The 18,955-nt window shown below is 62.8% G+C and carries 17 protein-coding genes; 11 read left to right on the top strand and 6 right to left on the bottom strand.

Translation table 11 applies throughout. The features are described 5' to 3' along the window. Positions 1-64: 64 nt before the first annotated feature. Both VJ464_09770 and VJ464_09765 read right to left on the bottom strand, forming a co-directional pair. Positions 65-2,728: an ABC transporter permease gene (locus VJ464_09770; protein ID HKQ05409.1), complete on the bottom strand. Its 2,664-nt coding sequence runs from the start codon at positions 2,726-2,728 to the stop codon at positions 65-67. Between the two features lie 13 nt (positions 2,729-2,741). Then, positions 2,742-3,074, bottom strand: coding sequence for a PadR family transcriptional regulator (locus VJ464_09765; GenBank protein HKQ05408.1), 333 nt, complete (start codon positions 3,072-3,074; stop codon positions 2,742-2,744). A gap of 169 nt (positions 3,075-3,243) precedes the next feature. On the opposite strand from VJ464_09765, the gene VJ464_09760 reads away from it, so the two are divergent. Together VJ464_09760 and VJ464_09755 are read left to right on the top strand one after the other, a co-directional pair. Continuing rightward, the gene (locus VJ464_09760) at positions 3,244-3,585 is read left to right on the top strand and encodes a PadR family transcriptional regulator (protein HKQ05407.1); all 342 of its coding nucleotides are present in this window, start codon (positions 3,244-3,246) and stop codon (positions 3,583-3,585) included. A 3-nt stretch (positions 3,586-3,588) separates the two neighbouring features. Next, positions 3,589-6,243: an ABC transporter permease gene (locus VJ464_09755; GenBank protein ID HKQ05406.1), complete on the top strand. Its 2,655-nt coding sequence runs from the start codon at positions 3,589-3,591 to the stop codon at positions 6,241-6,243. A 141-nt stretch (positions 6,244-6,384) separates the two neighbouring features. Here the strand turns inward: VJ464_09755 and VJ464_09750 are convergent, their stop codons facing one another. Together VJ464_09750 and VJ464_09745 are read right to left on the bottom strand one after the other, a co-directional pair. Then, on the bottom strand, positions 6,385-7,908 hold the full coding sequence (locus VJ464_09750; GenBank protein HKQ05405.1) for a transporter substrate-binding domain-containing protein: 1,524 nt from the start codon (positions 7,906-7,908) through the stop codon (positions 6,385-6,387). A 188-nt stretch (positions 7,909-8,096) separates the two neighbouring features. After that, complete coding sequence (locus VJ464_09745; GenBank protein ID HKQ05404.1) at positions 8,097-8,918, bottom strand: DUF1206 domain-containing protein; 822 nt, start codon at positions 8,916-8,918, stop codon at positions 8,097-8,099. Positions 8,919-9,044: 126 nt separating this feature from the next. Between VJ464_09745 and VJ464_09740 the strand changes: the two genes are divergently transcribed. The 5 genes from VJ464_09740 (at position 9,045) to VJ464_09720 (ending at position 13,327) form a co-directional block, all read left to right on the top strand. Further along, positions 9,045-9,890, top strand: coding sequence for a DUF5602 domain-containing protein (locus tag VJ464_09740; protein HKQ05403.1), 846 nt, complete (start codon positions 9,045-9,047; stop codon positions 9,888-9,890). Positions 9,891-10,222: 332 nt separating this feature from the next. Then, positions 10,223-11,287 carry a TIGR03118 family protein gene (locus tag VJ464_09735; protein HKQ05402.1) on the top strand — a complete coding sequence of 355 codons (1,065 nt, stop codon included), beginning with the start codon at positions 10,223-10,225 and terminating at the stop codon, positions 11,285-11,287. 31 nt (positions 11,288-11,318) lie between these two features. Then, positions 11,319-11,450: a hypothetical protein gene (locus tag VJ464_09730; GenBank protein HKQ05401.1), complete on the top strand. Its 132-nt coding sequence runs from the start codon at positions 11,319-11,321 to the stop codon at positions 11,448-11,450. Between the two features lie 204 nt (positions 11,451-11,654). Further along, positions 11,655-12,728: an alpha/beta hydrolase gene (locus tag VJ464_09725; protein ID HKQ05400.1), complete on the top strand. Its 1,074-nt coding sequence runs from the start codon at positions 11,655-11,657 to the stop codon at positions 12,726-12,728. Between the two features lie 170 nt (positions 12,729-12,898). Then, positions 12,899-13,327, top strand: a complete 429-nt coding sequence (locus VJ464_09720; GenBank protein HKQ05399.1) for a hypothetical protein — start codon at positions 12,899-12,901, stop codon at positions 13,325-13,327. Here VJ464_09720 and VJ464_09715 read toward each other — a convergent pair. Then, the gene (locus tag VJ464_09715) at positions 13,308-13,679 is read right to left on the bottom strand and encodes a hypothetical protein (GenBank protein HKQ05398.1); all 372 of its coding nucleotides are present in this window, start codon (positions 13,677-13,679) and stop codon (positions 13,308-13,310) included. The genes VJ464_09720 and VJ464_09715 overlap by 20 nt on opposite strands. A gap of 109 nt (positions 13,680-13,788) precedes the next feature. Here VJ464_09715 and VJ464_09710 point away from each other — a divergent pair, with 109 nt between their 5' ends. The 4 genes from VJ464_09710 (at position 13,789) to VJ464_09695 (ending at position 17,673) form a co-directional block, all read left to right on the top strand. Next, entirely contained in the window at positions 13,789-14,973 is a 1,185-nt protein-coding gene (locus VJ464_09710) for an AAA family ATPase (GenBank protein ID HKQ05397.1), read from the top strand. A gap of 87 nt (positions 14,974-15,060) precedes the next feature. Then, positions 15,061-16,272 (top strand): SpoIID/LytB domain-containing protein, encoded by a 1,212-nt coding sequence (locus tag VJ464_09705; protein HKQ05396.1) that lies wholly within the window; start codon positions 15,061-15,063, stop codon positions 16,270-16,272. A gap of 97 nt (positions 16,273-16,369) precedes the next feature. Continuing rightward, positions 16,370-17,020: a VTT domain-containing protein gene (locus tag VJ464_09700; GenBank protein HKQ05395.1), complete on the top strand. Its 651-nt coding sequence runs from the start codon at positions 16,370-16,372 to the stop codon at positions 17,018-17,020. Positions 17,021-17,118: 98 nt separating this feature from the next. Beyond that, positions 17,119-17,673 carry a hypothetical protein gene (locus tag VJ464_09695; GenBank protein HKQ05394.1) on the top strand — a complete coding sequence of 185 codons (555 nt, stop codon included), beginning with the start codon at positions 17,119-17,121 and terminating at the stop codon, positions 17,671-17,673. A gap of 17 nt (positions 17,674-17,690) precedes the next feature. Here the strand turns inward: VJ464_09695 and VJ464_09690 are convergent, their stop codons facing one another. Further along, entirely contained in the window at positions 17,691-18,926 is a 1,236-nt protein-coding gene (locus VJ464_09690) for a M20/M25/M40 family metallo-hydrolase (protein ID HKQ05393.1), read from the bottom strand. Positions 18,927-18,955: the final 29 nt, after the last annotated feature.

Here is an 18,955-nt window from a genome sequence, read left to right as displayed (position 1 = left end):
GCACAGGTGAACACGGATAGATTCAGACGCTTATCCGTGTTCACCTGTGCGTGTCTGTGATTCCTTACTCATAGCGTAAGCCGATCAGCGGGTCTACGCGCGTCGCTCGGCGCGCAGGGATGTAGCAGGCGATCAGCGACACGACCGCGAGCAGCACGACGATGGCGGCAAAGGTCATCGGGTCGGTGGCCGCCACTCCGAAAAGCAACCCTGATATGAGTCGCGTCAGCAGCAGCGCGCCGCCGAGTCCGATGCCGATGCCGAGCGTGGTCAGCAGAAGACCTTGCTTGAGCACGAGCATCAGCACCTGGCCGGGCTGTGCGCCGAGCGCCATGCGAATGCCGATCTCGCGCGTCCGCAGCGTCACCGAGTAGTTCATCACGCCGAAGATGCCTACGCCTGCAAGCAGCGTCGCCAGCCCCGCGAATAATCCCAGCAGCAGCGTGTTAAAGCGGGCGCGGCCCAGCGTGGCGGCCATCACTTGATTCAGCGTGCGCACGTCGGAGACTGGCTGCTCCGGGTCTATGTTGCGGATCACGTCGCGCACCGCCGGGGTTATCGCCGCCGGGTCATTGTCTGTGCGAACCGCGAGCGTCATAACCGAGTAGGTGAGGTCCGGCAGCGCGAAATAGACCATCGGCTCCACCGCGTCGGTCAAGCTGTCGTAGCGCGCGTCGCCGACGACGCCGATAATCTGCGTCGGGTAGGGATTATCGAACATCTCGACGCTGATCGTCTTGCCGATGGGATCTTCGCCGGGAAAGTGCTGCCGCGCCATGGAGTCGCTGATGAGGACGACGTGCCGCGCCTGGCTGTCTTCGGCCTCACTGAAGAGGCGACCGCGCAGCAGCGGAATCTTCATCGCGGCGAAGTAATCGGCGTCGGCGACGCGCACGTTGGTCGAAGGCTCTTCGCCCGGCGGCGGCGCGGGACGGCCTTCGACGGTGAAGCCGGTCGCCGAACCCAGCCCGCCGTACAGCGGCAGGTAGTTCACCATGCCGGCGGCGCGCACGCCGGGCAGCGCCCGTACGCGCTCCATCGTCTGCTGGAAGAAAGTAATGACTTGTGGGTCTTCCTTGTATTTGCGGGCCGGCAGGTTGACGACCATCGTCAAGACGTTGTCGGTGTCGAAGCCCGTGTCAATGTGGCGCAGGTGACTGAAGCTCTTTATCAGCAGCCCGGCGCTGACTAGCAGCACGAGCGCCAGCGCGACTTCGGCAATCACCAGGGCGCTGCGCAGGCGGCGGCTGCGGGTGCCCTGTCCTTCAGCGCCCTTGCCGCCTTCTTTAAGCGCGTCGTTGAGATTTAATCGCGTCGCTTCCATCGCCGGCGCCAGGCCGAAGATGATGCCGGTCAAAAGCGAAATCAGCAGCGTCCAGGCGAGCACCGTCAGATTGATGCCGACGCCTTGCAGGTTGACGACGTCGCGCGGGCTGATCGCCACCAGTGCCCTTGTGCCCCACCACGCCAAGACCAATCCGAGTGCGCTGCCCATCAAGGCGAGCAGCAGGCTTTCGGTTAACAACTGGCGGACGATGCGCCGGCGACCCGCGCCGAGCGCCGTGCGCACGGCGATCTCTTTCTCGCGCGCCGCGGCTCTCGCAAGCAAGAGGTTGGCGACGTTGGCGCATGCGATTAACAATACAAAAGCCACCGCGCCGAGCAGGATCAAGAGCGCGGGCCGGACATTGCCGACGAACTGCTCGCGCAGCGGCACGACCTCGGCGCTCCACCCCTTGTTGTACTGCGGCGCATCCTGTTCGCGGCGTGCGGCGATGGCTGTCATCTCGGCCTGCGCCTGCGCCATCGAGACGCCGGGCTTCAAGCGCGCCACCGTCGAGAGGAAGCGGCCAATCAGGGCCGGCCCTTCTTTCGGCATCGCCAGGATCGTCCAGATTTCCGCGGGCTTGCCCGTGCCTGAGCGCTTGCGGATGTGCCACTCGAAATTCGCCGGCATCACGCCGATCACCGTGCAGGGCAGGGTGTTGAGCTGAACCTTCTGACCGATAATGCCGGGGTCGCCGCCGTAGCGCCGCCGCCACAGGCCATAGCTCAAGACCACGACGTTGGACGCGCGCGGCTGTGCGTCCTCCTGAGTGAAGCCGCGCCCGAGGCTCGGCTGGACGCCCAGTACGTCGAACAGCTCGGGCGTGGCCATCTGCATAGAGACTTCCTCCGGCTCGCCAGTGCCGGTCAGGCCGACGCGCTGGTCGGAGAAGGTCGCCATGTTCTCGAAGACCGTGTTCTGCTCGCGCCAGCCGAGATAGTTGCCGCGCGAGGTGGAGTTCTGGTGCCGGCCTTCCGGCGTTACTTCCCACAGCATCACCAACCGGTCGGCGTCGCGAAACGGCAGCGGGCGCAATAGCAGCTCGTTGACCACAGAGAAGATCGCTGTGTTCGCGCCAATCCCTAAAGCGAGCGTGATCACGGCGACCGCCGTGAACCCTCTGTGCTTGATCAGCACGCGCGCGCCATAGCGAATGTCTTGCAATAGCGTTTCCATGAAGCCTCCTCCCCTGACCTCGTAAGCCGTGTCCCTGATGACGCCGAGGTTGCCGAAGGCGCGGCGCGCCGCGCGCCGCGCTTCGTCCGGCGCCATGCCGCGCGCGATGTTGGCCTCGACTTCCATCTCGACGTGCAGGCGCATCTCTTCGTCAATGTCGCTGAGCAGCGCCTCGCGCCCGCGCAGCGCGCGCAGGCGGTCTGAAAGAATATTGAACCACTTCATCTGCGCCTGCCCTTCAGGTGGCCTGCCGCACCTTGGTGACGGCCAGCACCAGGCGATCCCAACTCGCCTCTTCGGCTTCGAGCTGTTTGCGCCCGGCCCGCGTCAGCTTGTAGAACTTGGCGCGGCGACCGGTCTCGTGCGTGTCCCAGTCGGAAGTCACCCAGCCCTTCTGCTCGATGCGGTAGAGCGCCGGGTAGAGCGAGCCTTGCTCGACGTGGAGCATCTCGTCCGACATCTGGCGGATGCGCTGGATGATGCCATAGCCGTGCAGCGGCCCTAAACTGACCGCTTTCAGGATCAGCATGTCGAGTGTGCCCTGTAACAGGTCGGCCTTCTGTCGTGTCAATCGCCGTTCTCCTCTCCGATTCGTTGATGCCTAGAATGCCAAAGCATCATAAGAAGGGATGCCTAGAATGTCAAGGCTTGGCCGAAGAGCCTCCGAGGCGAGCTGCATTTTCGTGTTGACTGCCTACAGGAGATAAGATAGACTCGTGTTGCTCATCAACAGGAGGCGTATGGGACAGGACAAGCACGACATTCTGCCGGGCACCCTCAACCTGATGGTGCTGAAGACGCTCGACAGCCTCGGGCCGCTGCATGGCTATGGCATCGCCCGGCGCATCGAGCAGACCAGTGGCGACCTCTTGCAGCTCAACCAGGGGACGATCTACCCGGCGCTCTTACAGTTGGAGCAGATGGGCTGGATCGCTACCGAGTGGGGCGTTTCGGACAACAACCGCCGGGCGAAGTATTACTCGATCACCCGCGCCGGGCGTAAACAGCTTGCCGAAGAAGAGAAGACCTGGCGGCGGGCGGCGGACATCATCGAACGGTTCCTGGCACCGTCGGAGGGCTAAGCGATGAACGGACTGCGCATCTTCTTTCACCGTCTGCGGGCGGTGCTATTCAGGACCCGGCTGGAGCGTGAGCTAGACGAAGAGATCAGCGCGCACCTGGAGATGGAAACCGAAGAGAACCTGCGGCGCGGCATGAGTCCCGTCGAAGCGCGCCGCGCCGCCCTGCGCCAGTTCGGCGGCGTCGAGCAGGTGAAGGAGCGCTACCGTGAACGGCGCGGCTTGCCGTTCATTGAGACGACGCTACAGGACTTGCGCTACGCCGGGCGCGTGCTCGCCAAGTCTCCGGGGTTCACCGCCGTGGCGGTCGTCACGCTGGCGCTCGGCATTGGCGCTTGCACGGCGATCTTCAGCGCCGTCAACCCGATCCTCTTCAAGCCGCTGCCTTACCCGCATGCCGACCGCATCGCGATGATCTGGGATTTCGGCGCCGAAGGCTCGCGCCTCTACGTCACCTTCGGCACCTATCGTGAGCTGGCCGAGCGCAGTCGCTCTTTCGATTACCTGGCGGTGATGCGGCCGTGGCAGCCGACCTTGACCGGCACGACCGAGCCCGAACGATTCAATGGGCAGCGCGTCAGCGCCGACTACTTCCGCGTGCTCGGCGTAAAGCCTGCGCTCGGTAGAGACTTCGAGGCGGCGGAGGATCAAATCGGCGGCCCACGCGAGGTGATCCTCAACGACGCGCTGTGGCGGCGGCGCTTCGGCGGCGATCCGCAGATCGTCGGCCAGCAGGTGACGCTCGACAGCAACCTCTACACCGTCATCGGCGTGATGCCGGGCGGCTTCGAGAATCTGCTGACGCCGACGGCGGAAATTTGGTCGCCGTTGCAGTACGACAAGGCGTTGCCGCCCGACAGTCGGGAATGGGGCCATCACCTGCGCATGGTCGGGCGGCTGCGGCCGGGCGTCGAAGTCGAGCAGGCCAAGCGCGAAATGGATTCGATTGCTCAGGAACCTGTGCGGGAGTTCGCCAGGCCGCCGTACGCCGCGCTTAGCAATGGGCTGATGGTGAATTCGCTACAAAACGACATCACGGGCAGCGTCCGACCGGCGCTGCTGGCCGTCGTCGGCGCGGTCTTGCTGGTGTTGGTGATTGCCTGCGTCAACGTGACGAATCTGCTCTTGGCGCGCGGCGCACAGCGGCGCGGCGAATTCGCCATGCGCGTCGCGCTCGGTGCGGGCCGCACGCGGCTGCTGCGGCAACTGTTGACCGAGAGCCTGCTGCTCGCCTTGATCGGCGGGGTGCTCGGCATGGCGGTGGCCGAAGTCGGCGTGCAGGCGTTAGTCGCGCTCAGCCCGCCGGGGTTGCCGCGCGCCGAGGCGATTGGCGTCGACGGCAGCGTCTTCGCTTTCGCCTTCGCCGTCACGACGTTGATCGGGCTGGTGATCGGGCTGGTTCCGGCGCTACAGGCTTCGCGCAGCGACCTGCACGGCAGCTTGCAGCAAAGCTCAAGGCGGACGGCCAGCGGCCATCAGTTGACGCGCCGCACGCTGGTCGTCGCCGAGGTCGCGCTGGCCTTGGTGCTGCTGGTCGGCGCCGGGCTGCTGTTGCGCAGCATGCAACGTCTGTTTGCGATTGATCCCGGATTCGACACCTCGCACGTGCTCGCCATGCAAGTGCAGACCGCCGGCCCGCGCTTCGACGCGGAGACGACGCAGCGCTTCTTCGAGCAGTCGCTGGAAGCCCTGCGCCAGCTCCCCGGCGTCACCGCGGCAGCCTTCACCAGCCAGTTGCCATTGAGCGGCGACCTGGAAGATGGCTATGGCGTCCACTTCGAGTCGAGCCCGACCGCCGATTCCGAAGCCGAGTTCAGCGGCCTGCGCTATGCGGTCAGCCCCGGCTACTTCGAAGCCATGTCAATCCCGCTGCGGCGTGGCCGGCTGCTCGACGAGCACGACACCGCCTCGGCGGCACCCGTTGTGATGATCAGCGAGTCGTTGGCGCAAAACAAATTCCTCGATCAAGACCCCATCGGCCAGCGCTTGCGTATGGGCCCGAACCAGGGGCCATGGTTTACCATCGTCGGCGTCGTCGGCAATGTCAGACAGACCTCACTCGCCGTCGATCAAACCGCCGCCGTTTACGTGCCGCCGGCGCAGTGGTGGCTCTTCGTGGATAAGGCGCGGTGGTTGGTGGTTCGCACCCACGGCGATGCGGCGGCGCTCGCGCCCGCCGTCAGACGAGCGATCTGGTCTGTGGATAAAGATCAGCCCATCGTGCGGGTCGTAACCCTAAGTGATCTGCTTGCCGCTTCGGCAGCCGTGCGCCGCTTCGCGCTGACCCTCTTTGAAGCGTTCGGCCTCGTGGCGCTGGTGCTGGCGGCGACGGGCATCTACGGTGTGCTATCGGGCAGCGTCACCGAGCGGGTGCGCGAGATCGGCGTGCGCCTGGCGCTGGGCGCGACCCGCGGCAACATCCTGGCGCTGGTCATTCGCCAGGGGATGACCATGACGATGATAGGCATCGTCATCGGCGTGAGCGGCGCGGTGGCCGCCAGCCAGGCGCTGGTGTCGCTGTTGTTCGGCGTCTCGCGTCTCGACCCGCTCACCTACCTCGGCGTCATGGCGCTGCTGGCGAGCGTTTCGGCAATCGCTTGCTGGGTGCCGGCGTGGCGCGCGGCGCGTGTCGACCCGGCGATCACCTTGCGGGCAGAGTAGACGGCCTACAGCGGATTTCGATTGCGTTTGCCGTGTAGCGCAATCTGTTAGATTGCGCGAGCCAATGAGCAATCTAACAGATTGCGCTACACCCGATTGAAATCCGGCTTACAATGCCCGCTGGCATGGAAGAAGAACGTCTCAGCCGGTAACGAACTGTTTGTAATGATTGTAACGTTCGAGAATGAAGGTCACGTAATTGACCGGCTCAAGCCCGCGACAGAAGCCGAACCGCACCACCGGGTCGGTCGAGTATTGGTGCGACGACTTCTGTAGCAGCCAGTAAGAGACATCTTCCCACGACTTCGGGTTGCCGCCGTACTTTTCGGTCAGGCGTTGCGCGTCGTCAACGTGGCCGGGGCCGCAGTTGTAGGACGCCAGGATGAACTTCAGCCGCTCCTGCTCGTCCGGGATGCGGTCCTCCCAGTAGTGCGCCAGCCACTTGAGGAACTTGACGGCCCCCTGCACGTTCTCCTCCGGGTCGAGCAGGTTCTGTACGCCATACTGTTTAGCCGTTGCCGGCATCAGTTGCAGCAGCCCGGTCGCGCCCGCCCAGGAGCGCGCGTCGGGCTTGAAGCGCGACTCCTGGAAGGCTTGCGAGGCCAGCATCCGCCAGTCCCAGTTCAGCTCTGCCCCATAGTGCTTCAACAGGTCGTCGTATTCGCAGAGCTTGCCGGTCTGCGAGGTCAGGTACTTACTCTGGACGCGCTCCAGGTAGCTGCGGCGATCAATGAAATATTTCTGGTAGAGACGGTCGAACAGCGAGCCGTTCTGCTTCCGCTCGATCCAGTCGTTCAGCCTGCTCAATAAGGCCGGCGCGTTTTTCCGCACTGCCCAGGTGACGCTGTGCGAGCGCCCGATGATGGGGCGCACCTTGAGGTTCTTGAACTCGGCTTCTTTCAGCTCGGCCAGGTTATTTTGCATGACCGTGAACTGCACCTCGCCGCGCGCCACCTTCTGCGCCAGCGCCTCGTCCTGAATCTCGCCGCCCATCTCGACGACGGTGATGTCGCCGGAGATTTGATCGGCCAGCTCGACCAGCGTCCGGTGGTAGGGTGACTTCTCAGGCACCGTGACCTTCTGCCCGGCCAGCTCCGATGGCTGGTTGACCAGACGCGCCTGTATGTCTATCTCAGGGGTCGGGTCCGCGGGTCCCGGTTCGAGTGCCTTCTCGGCGCCCTTGCCGGCCCGCGCCGGTGGCGCTTCTTGCTGCACCAGCGCCGGCTCTGTGCGGTAGAGCGCATGCGTGAAAGCGACCCGGCCTGCGTCTTCAGGGGTCGGCACCAGCCGCCCGGCGGCGATGTCGCCGTCGCCGCTGTTGAGCAGCGAATAGATGCTCTTCATGTCGGTCACGACGACCATCTTCAACTGCAAGCCCTGCTCTCTGGTGAATTGCTGAAGCAACTCGTATTCGTAGCCGAACGGCTCGCCCCGGTAGATGAAATAGGAGGTCGAATTGTAGGGGGCGAGGACGGTCAGTGTGCCGCCGGCCTGGATGTCGGCCAGGTCCCTCTGAATGGGCGCGCTGATGGGTAAGTCGGAACGCCGGTCTATCGGGTCGAGAGCTTCCAGGGTCGGTGTGGACGGGTGACGCTTGCAGCCGGCGCAGAAGCCACAGGCGAGTGCCGCCAGGATCAACGGCAACAGGCTTTGGTATCTCTTCATTAGCAACCGTTCCAGGTCTACAGGATTAAAGTTGGAAGAAGATCGATGGCACTCAGCCGATTGCGCGTCCGTTGGCAAAGCGATTGGATGGGTAAGTTTAAACAGGCGGTCAACCGATGGTCAACTGCATGAGCCAATCGCCGGCCCGCGGCGGTGTCGGCTCGGCATTCGCCTCAAGCCTTGCAGGCTCAGCTCGTGCGGATGCGATGATACTTGGCTTCGACCAGCATGTAGAGTCCGTAGAAGGCCAGCCCGGCAGCGGTGACGCCGAGCAACACCTTGCCGAATGGCTGCGCGGCGAGCGTTTGTAACGCGCCGCTGATGCCGCGCACTTCGGCAGGGTCGTATTGCAGCGCCGCGTGGATCAGGTAATAACCGATGATGCCGAAGACGACGCCACGCGCCGCCAGCCCGTACTGGCCGACGCGCATCACCCATCGCTCTTCACGTTTGCTCATGGCGCTGACTTCGAGCCGCTTGCGGAACTTGCATTTGTAACCTTTGTAAATCTGGTAGGCCCCGAAGCCGATAAAGCCCGCGCCGGCCAGGCCGACGAGCAAGGCTCCGAAAGGCAGGTGAATGACCTGCGCGGCGCGCTCCTTGTGCTCTTGCTCGCTATTCTGCTGATGCTCGCCGAACAGGAGCCGCGCGGCGCTGAAGGCCAGTCCGGCGTGCAGCAGGCCGCTGCATGCGTAGCCGAATCGTATCGCCATGCCCTTCAAATCTTTGCCCTTGCCTTCGGCGTCGGCGATGGCCTGGGCAATCCGCCAGAGGGCGTAGGCCGCAAGCCCGACGGCCACCGCGCCGAGCAACGCCTGTCCAAATGGCTCTGAGTAGATGGCGTGGAACGCGCCGCGCGTGTCGGTCACCTGCCCGCCCGAACTGAGCGCGGCGAACACGGCGAGCACGCCAATCAGGATGTAAACCGCGCCCTTCGTCGCATAGCCGAAACGCGCGAGGCGCTCGATCCATGACTGCACGGGCTTTCTTGAAGTCTTGCCTTTTGCCATAGGAAATAGCATACCGCAGACCGCGAGCGCGGCGCACCGCCGGCTGGCGCGCCGCCGGCTGCGCTCGCGAACGCCCTGATACCTTTCGGCTAAGAAATGCGCGTTATCAGGTGAAGGAGGTAGAGAATGATGACTTACAGAGTGATAGAAATTTTGAGTGTGCCTCTGATCCTATTCGCCATCAGCCCGATGGCTCTTGGGCAGAGCGCAGGGAACCAGCGGGCTACGGCTTCTCCGGTGTATGCAATGAGCGCCGATGCCGGTAAGGGAGCAATGCCGGGAGCGCCGGCTTTCGTGGCCGGCGCCGCCCGGCCTCTGGGCAAGGGTGCGGCACGCCCCTGGGTAAAGCTCGACCGTGACGGCAACCCGACGGCCATCGGCGTGACCTTCGATGAAGCGGCGCTCGACGGCCTGCCCACAGACCTTCCGCATGGCCAGCACGGCACGGAGCACGTGCTTGCGCTGCCGCCGCAGGCCGCGCCGTTCGATCACATCATGATCAATTGGAACCCGCACGGGCACGAGCCCGACAATATCTACACGGTCCAACACTTTGACTTTCACTTTTACTTGATCAGCGAGCAGGAGCGCACCAGCATCACGGCACAGGGCGACGACCTGATCAAGACAAAGCGACGTCCGTCAGCCGAGTTTGTGCCCGAAGGCTATGTCTACGCGCCCGATTCGGAAGTGCCGCAGATGGGGGCGCACTGGATCGATCCCCTATCGCACGAGTTCCACGGGCAGGCGTTCACCAAGACCATGCTCTACGGCAGCTATGACGGGCGAATCATCTTTGTCGAGCCGATGATCACCAGGGCTTACCTGTTGACGAAGCCGAATATGACCGAGCCGATCAAGCTGCCGGCGCGCTACGCAAAGCCGGGTTACTACCCGACGCAGTACAGCATCAAGTACGACGCGGAGAAGAAGGAATACACGGTTTCTATTGAAGGCATGACCCGGCGCTAAGGGCGATAAGAATGGCTGTATCGTTGAACGCTTGAGACTAGCAAGGACGCAAGTGAGAATCCACCGCGCCGGGCACGCATAACCCAAAAGCTATGCGTGCCCGGCGCGTGTTTCATGTTGATGATCTCGGCGCGTGTTCAGCAAAGAATTCCGCATTACATTGACTTGCCATTGGGTTAGAGAGAAAATTTTCTTTCCTCACTATCGGTGGACGCTTGATTTCGTCAATCGAAAGTCGAGGGACCTCTATGTCCACCAACCTTTTCCGCTCACCTGAACAAGTTACCGTAGATCACAAAGCAAATCGGTTATCTTCGACCCGAAGGTTTCTGATGACCGTCATCACCTTTGCGCTGACGGTTGGAATGACGCTCTGTCTTTCAACGAACGCCGCGGCGCAGCATTATCAACAGACCAACCTGGTTTCGGACGTGCCCGGAATGGCCCCGACGACCGATCCGAACCTGGTTAATCCCTGGGGATTGGCGCGCAGCTCAAGCAGCCCGTGGTGGGTGGCCGATAACGGCACAGGGGTTTCGACGCTGTATAACGGCTCGGGCGGCATTGTGCCGCTGGTCGTGACGATCCCTGTGCAACCCGGAGGGACGCCGCCGGCTTCGCCTACAGGCGTCGTCTTCAACGGCACCAGCTCAGACTTCTTTGGCGACCGCTTCATCTTTGACACCGAAGAGGGAACGATCTCCGGTTGGAGCAGCGGCACCAGCGCCGTCTTGCGGGTGAACCGCAACGGTTCAGCGATCTATAAGGGAATCACCATCGCGCAAATCAATGGCGTCAACTACCTTTATGCCGCCAATTTTTACGCGGGCACGGTCGAAGTCTTTGATCGGAACTATATGCTGGTGACGCTGCCGGCAGGGGCCTTTTCCGACCCGGCGGTGCCGGCAGGCTTCGCCCCCTTCAACGTGCAAGCGGCGGGCGGCATGCTCTTTGTCACCTATGCCAAACAGGACGCCGATAAAGAGGACGAGGTTGCCGGGCCGGGACTCGGCTATGTCGATGCCTTCGACTCGGCGGGTCATCTGTTGCTGCGCCTGCAATCCGGCATGTGGATGAATGCGCCCTGGGGCGTGGTAATTCCGCCGCCGGGTTTCAGCGGCGGCCCCGCCGTCGGCGGGCCGGGCGCGTTCGGCGTCAGCAACGAAGTGTTGATCGGCCAGTTCGGCAGCGGCCAGATTGCCGTCTTCGATCTGAAGACCGGAAACTTCCGCGGCTTTCTGCTCAATACCAGCAACCAGCCGATAACCATTGATGGGCTCTGGGCTCTGGGCTTCGGCAATGGAGGCAGCGCCGGGCCGACAAACACCCTCTATTTCACCGCCGGCATCGACGACGAACAGCATGGGCTGTTCGGCACGATCACGCCTGTCCCGTAAGTATGACGAGAACTGCGCCGAGCGGCCTTGATTGCCTGCGAGCAGAGGGCTGGACGTGATCGACAACGGCGGCGACGTGGAAGCCAACAGGCTCAAGGCGAACGCCAGGGCGATCCTCGACGCCTTCGCCAGAGCCAGAACCGACAGCGAGGCGAAGCCGTGACGCCGCGCTGCTTTCTCGCCTACCGCAATCAGGGCCGCACGAGCCACAGGCGGTGGAAGTGATAATCAGGGCAGCGATGCCCACAGCTGGGCCGCGTGGCAGGACCTACGCCGCGCGGCCCGGTTTGCAATGCAATGTGACTTGCAATATGCTGCCGTTCGCGCGCCCGGTGACGTGCGGCGTTAGCCTGCGGAATAGCATCCCTTGCGATTGTTCTTTGCGAATCATCGGGGGATCGCCGCCAATGTCCATTTAGTCAGGGAGGAATCGATAGTGCGCCGAACTTTGCTAATGCTTGTATGCGCCTTGGGATTGTCGGGCTTGGCGGCCGGCGTCGCCGAGTCGGCGCAAGCGAATAGGCCGACGAGATCAAATCAGCAACAAGCAGATGTCAGGAAGGTCGGCGTTTGGCAGCCGCCTTCAGGATTGAAACAAATCCCGATCTGGCCGAACGGCGCGCCGGATATGGCGGATATCGCTCAACCAGCCGAGAGAGTTGAGGTCACGAAGGCTCCGGATGTCGTCGCGGGCCAGCCTTACACCGTAGTCTATGACGTAACCTCTCCAACCATGACGGTCTTTCCGCCCAGGGGTAAGAATACCGGCGCGTCAATGGTGGTTTTCCCCGGCGGTGGATTCCAGCTTTTGGCGATGGACCTTGAAGGAACTGAAATATGTGACTGGATGACAGCCAAAGGCATTACATGCGTCTTGCTCAAGTATCGCGTTCCCAAAAGTAATCACTCCTGGGACAAGGATTGCAATTGCGCCATCACACCCAAAGTCCCCCGCGCACTTCAGGACGCGCAAAGAACAATCAGGCTCGTTCGTGCGAGGGTGAAGGAGTTGAACCTAGACCCCAACAAGATTGGTGTAATAGGCTTCTCGGCAGGCGGCTATCTGGTCGCGCAGACCAGCAACATCTTCAAGCCGACATACAAGCCGGTCGATGAAGCCGACAAGCTAAGCAGCCGCCCCGACTTCGCCGTCGCGCTTTATCCGGGTCACCTGTGCCGCGCCGGCGCGACGCTCGATCCCGGCATACACATCACAAAGCAAACGCCGCCGACGTTCCTGTTGCAAGCGTGGAATGACCCGGTGGACGACATCTGCAACAGCACGGTTTATGCGCGTGCCCTTGATGACGCGGGCGTCCCGGCAGAGGTCCATCTCTTTGCCAAGGGCGGGCACGCCTTCGGCCTGAGGCGCACCGAACATCCGGTGGCGATGTGGCCTTCGCTCGTGGAGAACTGGCTCAAGGAAATCGGGATTTTGTAGTTTTAGCCCCACTAAAATAAGCCGCAGGCTAACAACGGCATGCGGCGGACTCGCGCCATAGCGTTGCCTTCATGCACAGGCGCTTTGGCGCTCGCCGCTGATGGTGAGCGTTGGGCCACAAGAGGAAACAATGAAGCGAATGAAGCGCTAGAGCGATTACGGAGGTCTCGATGAAGAAGATAAGCTGGATACTGCTCGCCGTCGTCGGCGTCGCAGTCACGCTCTTGAGCCTGATTTCGGCTGTCCACGCGTACCGGACGAGTGATGACTATGGCATTGGGGGCTTGAGGGTTTCCAAGGTCGCCGGCGGCGATGCCAGCCTCGAAACGGCCCTGCGCGGGATTCGCGGCACCTCTGCCGCCTACGGGGTGGCCTACGGCGTCCTGTTCCTGGCCATCGTGCTCGGACCGTACCGGCGCGGCGAGCGCTGGGCGTGGTGGGCGCTGCTCGTCGCCGGACTCACGCAGTTTGTGCTCGTCCTGCTACGCATCCCTATCCTCGGCACGCAGCTCGGCGTCTCCGCGGCGGTGACGCAGGTCGTTCCCCTGGTCGTGGGGCTGCTGCTCGATGTTGGCCGGCTCAAGGGCCCAGCGCGATGAGATATCGCCACAGTGGACCGCCGCGACGCAATTGCTCATAGGCCGCCGCCGCATCGCCTTTGATGCTGATCGTCTTTGCCTTGCGCATCGCTTTGTAGGACACGGTTGGGTCGCCGTTTTGGGTGAAGCCGTATAAAACCCTGGGATTCAGGTTGAATACAACTGTTGAAAACAGAGTGCAGGTCACAATCGTCACAATCTTCTTGACAAACCCCGACGCAATGGCATAAAAGGCAGGGAGAGAGTAGCCCCGAAAACGTAGCGACATCGTTTGTGGCAGGCCGTGCAAGTCCAGGGTTATAATTATTCCTGAGACGATACTCCAGCGTCTTGAAAGCTGTGTCGCATCCATAAGAATCAATTGTTGTTTGCCAACCGAGAATTTCGCCTGTGGTTGCCGCCGGCCGTTTGCCGCGCGTGTCGCCGGGGACGGTTCTCGTCTGGTCAACGGAGTGATGGACGTGCAAGAACTAAGAACGAATACAAATAATCGCGTACCGCTGAATCCCGATCTGAAAAGCCCCCGCGCACAGGAATTCGAAACCAAGCTGGCGGGGCTGATCGTCGGTCAGGAGCGCGCCGTGCGCCGCATCTCCGGCCTCTATCAGATTTACCTCGCGGGAATGCAGAACCCTGGCCGCCCCATCGGCACGATGCTGTTTCTGGGGCCGACGGGTTCGGGCAAGACGCGCGTTGTCGAAGCGGCTGCCGAAGTGCTGTTCAATGACAACAACGCCGTCGTCAAGATCGATTGCGCGGAGTTTCAGCACTCGCACGAGATTGCCAAGCTGATCGGCTCGCCGCCGGGCTATCTCGGTCACCGCGAGACCGCGCCGATGCTGACGCAAGAGAACCTCGACAAGTACCACACGGACAACGACAAGCTGACCTTTGTGCTGTTTGACGAGATCGAAAAAGCGAGCGACGCGCTCTGGCAGTTGCTTTTGGGCATCCTCGACAAAGCGACGCTGACCTTGGGTGACAACCGCCGCGTCGACTTTTCGCGCTGCATGATCTTTCTGACCTCGAACCTGGGCGCGAAAGAGATGAGCGAATTGATCACCGGCTCGATTGGCTTTGCGCCGGCGCGCGGCAAAGGCATGATCGAAGATGACGTTGATCAGAAGATCTACCGCACCGCTTCGGAGGCCGCCAAGCGCAAATTCTCGCCCGAATTCATGAACCGCATCGATAAAGTGGTGGTCTTCCGCAGCCTCAAGGAACATCACCTGCGGCAGATTCTTGAGCTTGAGCTGTCGCAGGTGCAGAGCCGCATCATGCGCGGCACCGGCGAGAAGTTCGTCTTCAACTGCACGAACGAAGCCAAGAGCTTTCTGCTCGACGAGGGCATAGACTTCAAGTACGGCGCGCGTCACTTAAAGCGCGCCATCGAGCGCTTCCTGGTCTACCCGATTTCGAATTTGGTGGCGACCAAGCAGGTGGCGACCGGCGACCTCGTGGTCATCGATTTCGACGGCGCCACCGGCAAGCTCGTCTTCACCAAAGAGGAAGGCGGGGCGCTGGTTGATCCGTATCGCGAGCGCTACAAAGAGATGTGGGACTCGGAAGAGGGCGAGCGCGCCGCCGAGGCCGCGGCCAGTGATGGCGGGTTGACCACCGCGCCGTTGAAGGCCATCGAAAAGTAACCCGAATAACTCAACGTTTCTGCAAGCGTCAAGCCCGGCAGACGGTGATCTCGCCGGGCTTGTTGCTTGCGGGGCCGATTATCGCTCATGCCGAGACTGCTTGTCGCCATTGCGTTGATGATCCTGGCCGCGCCCCACGGGCGCGCCGAGACCGTGCGCATGGGGCTGTTCGGCCTGTTTAAGCCGCAGGTCGTCGAAGCACGGGTGGTTTCGGGCGACGGCGTGGCGATGGACCTTAATCGCCTGACCGGCAGTCGCCAGCTTAGCGCCGGCAGCCGCGTGCGCTTGCAGCTGGTTGGCGAGCAGTTGCAGATAACCATCAGCGATGCGCGGGGCGGCATCCGGCAAACCTTCAATGCCGCGGAAGCGCGGCTGCGCGCCGGCTCGGAAGCGACGCTGGAGTTAACCCTGCCGGGCAAGCTGCGCCGCACGGTGCGTGGCGATCTAATAGTCACCGCAGGCGACAAGAGTCTGCGCGGCGCGTTGAAGATCGTCCTGACGACCGAGCGCGAAGCGGCAGTCGCTTCCATCGTCGCCGCTGAGACCGAGGCGCGCGCGCCCGAAGCCTTAAAGGCGCTGGCCATCGTCGTGCGCACTTACATGCTTTCGCACACGGGCCGGCACGCCGCCGACGGTTTTGATTTTTGTGACACGACGCACTGCCAGCTCTATCGCGGCGAAAGCGACCTGGCCGCCGAAGCCGCGCGCCCCGTGGTTTTGAGCGCCGTCGCCGCGACCGCCGGTGAGCATCTGAGCTTTGCGGGCGAGCCCGTTGAAACTTACTTCAGCGCCTCGTGCGGCGGATGGACGGCGACGCCGCGGATGGTCTGGGGCGGCGCGTGTGCTTACCCTTACCGCCGGCAACGCTGTCAGTGGTGCCGCGCTTCGAGCCATTACCGCTGGGCGCGGCAGATCGATGCGCGGGCGATTATCAACGCGCTGGCAGCGGCTATAGGCGCGCCGCTTTCACCGAGCACAGAGGTCGCGGTTGACGGCGACGACGCCGGCTTTGTGCGCGGTGTGAGCATACGCGACAGCGGGCGCGGGTGGACGATGAGCGGCGACGAATTTCGCCGCGCCACCGGGCGACGGCTCGGCTGGAACGTGGTCCTGAGCGGCAGCTTCACCGTGACGCGGCGCGGCGCTCAGATGATTTTTAGTGGCCGCGGCTTCGGCAGCCAGGTCGGCTTGTGTCTGGCCGGCGCGGTGGCGCAGGCGCGCAGCGGGCGGCGCTATGAAGAAATCCTGCGCTTCTACTTTCCGCAGGCGCAGGTCAGCCGCCGCTCGCAAACTGAATGATGCCTGGGAGCGCGGGCATCCTGCCCGCCGGGTTGACGCCTGTGAGAGATTGCGGGCGAGACACCCGCGCTCCCAGGTCATCAAGATAGACTGACGAATGAACAAATTTCTTTTTAACCTGCTGGGGATCAAACAGAGCTTGCAGACGTTCGGCGAATGGCTGGTGACGCTGGGGCCGTTCGGCCTGTTTGCCATCTCGCTGATCGATTCGGCGGGCCTGCCGCTGCCGGGCGGGCCGGACGCCGTGATGATTCTATTGAGCGCCAGAAGCCATGCGCTGGTGCCGCTTTACGCCGTCGCCGCGAGCTTCGGCTCGACCATCGGCTGCACGGTCATGTACTGGGTGGCGCGGCGCGCAGGGATGCTGGCGCTCCGCAAGATCGAGCCGGCGCGCCGCGCCCGCATCGAAAACCTGCTTGGGCGCTATGATATGCTGGCCATTATGGCGACAGCGATTCTGCCGCCGCCATTCCCGTTTAAGCCGTTTGTGCTGTCGGCGGGCGTCTTCAAGCTGAGGCTGTCGCGCTTCATCATCGCCGTCTTCGCGGGCCGCCTGGTGCGCTTCTCGATTGAAGGCCTGCTGGCCATCGCGTTTGGCGAGGCAGCGGGTGAACAGATCAAGCGGCATGGCTTGAAAGTCCTGCTGGCGGTTGCCATTGTTGCAACCTTGCTGATTGTCTTCAACATCCTACGATCACGCCGCGCTCGCGGCCTTACGGCCCCGGAGCTTCAGCCGCCAATCGAATAATCGTGGGGCCCATGAATTAGCGGATAAAAAGGAACTTCCGTCCGCCGCAAGGCGTGTGTTAGCATTGGTAACTTTGGGGAGGAGTAACTGGCCCATACATGAGAAACGCAATCGTCTTTATCGCGCTGTCCCTGCTGGTGCTCCCAGGATTCGCGCAATCGCGCAACTGTCTACGCCTTATGCCCGCCGACGAGCTGACGCGCAACGCCACATGGATCGGGCGCGTCCGGGTTCGCAAAACCACGAAGGCGAACTATCGCGGCTCGTACAATCAGGTGGCGTTGCTGCAACCGGTCGATGTCATCGAAGGCGACTTCACGCTGAAAGAGCTGAACGTCCTGGCGCTCTCGATTGTGCGCTGCGCCGAAGACAATTACACCAACGAACAGGAGATGCTCGTCTTTCTGGAGCCGGAAGACAGCCTCTTCCGCACGCTCAATTTTCAATATGGCCAGTTCCTGATTGTCAACGACATCGTCAGGGGCTGGCGCGACGCCAACAACCACCCGATAGACAAGCCTTACGCGGAAGTGCGCAAAGAGATTCTCGCCTACATCAATGCCGCGCAAACGCCGAAGTCACAGGAGCCGCCACCGCCGCAGCCCTCTGCCCAGCAACCGCCGCATAAGCCGCCGACGTCGTCACAGCCTTGATCATCCAGTCAGGTCAGTTAATTCACCAGCCCGGCGAGCGTGACGGTGAGCAGCAGCAGCCGCTTTAAGCCAAGCTCGCGGCCCGTCGGCTCGTACCATTCGCCGAGTGTGTGGCAGTTGCTCGACAGGCCGCCGGCGCCGACCGTGATGGCCGGCAGGCCCATCGAGATGGGGATGTTCGAGTCGGTCGAAGAACAGTCGAGGCGCGGCTCGATGCCTAAAGCGCGCGAGCAGCCAATCGCTGCCTGGACGATGGGCGCGCTCACCGGCGTTTCGCCCGAAGGGCGGTCGCCAATCTGCTCAAGCTCGACGGCCAGCGTCGTGCCGCTCATTGCCCGCTGCGCATTCTCTTCACGCAAGCCCAGCTCGACGACGCGCCGCAAATAAACTTCGAGCTTATCGATCTCTTCGCTCGACACCGAGCGCATGTCAACGATCATGCTGGCGCGCTGCGGAATCGAATTGACCGAGTTGCCGCCTTCGATGATGCCGACATTGAACGAGGTGCGCGGCGCGAGCGGTGCCGGGTAGGCGGCAAAGCGGGCAATCGCGCGGCCCAGCGCATGCACAGGGTTGACGATGCCGAAGTCGCCCCACGAATGGCCGCCCGGCCCTGTGACCGTCACGCGATAGCGGCGCGAGCCGAGCGCCCGCGTCGTGATGCGCTCGACCCCCGGCCCATCAATCGAGATGAACGCGTCGAGGCCGGCGCGAAAGTCGCCCGCCGTGAACAGGTGACGCACGCCGCGCAGGTTGCCTTCGCCTTCTTCGCCGACGGTGCCGACGAAATAGATGGTGCCGGTGGTGGCGACCTGCGCCGCTTCGAGCGCCCGCGCCAGCGCGATCAAGCTGATGACGCCCGATGTGTTATCGCTGATGCCCGGCGCGTAGTAGCGTACGCCGTCGCGGCGCACGCGCACGTCTGTGCCTTCGGGGAAGACCGTGTCCAGGTGCGCGGCGATGACGATGGCCGGCGCGGCGCTGCGGCCCGGCCGCTCGGCGATCACATTGCCTTCGGCGTCCGTGCGCACACGCTTGAGGCCGATCTCTTCAAAGCGGCGCTTGAGGTAAGCGGCGCGGGCATGCTCTTTGAACGGCGGCGCAGGAATCTCGCAGATGCGCATCATCTCGTCGTGGGTTTCGCTGTCGGTGGCCTCGATGAAAGCGAAGGCCTGGCGCACCTGCGGCGCGTAGAGCAGAGCCCGCGATTGCGGATTGCGGATTGCGGATTGCGGATTAAACGATGATTGCATGATGAATGGCCGGTGCTTACCCCATCAGA

The sequence above is a fragment of the Blastocatellia bacterium genome, assembly GCA_035275065.1.
In the GTDB taxonomy this organism is placed as follows: Bacteria; Acidobacteriota; Blastocatellia; order UBA7656; family UBA7656; genus DATENM01.
The sequence above is the reverse complement of the archived record's forward strand: the minus strand, read 5'-3'. Positions and strand labels throughout refer to the sequence as shown.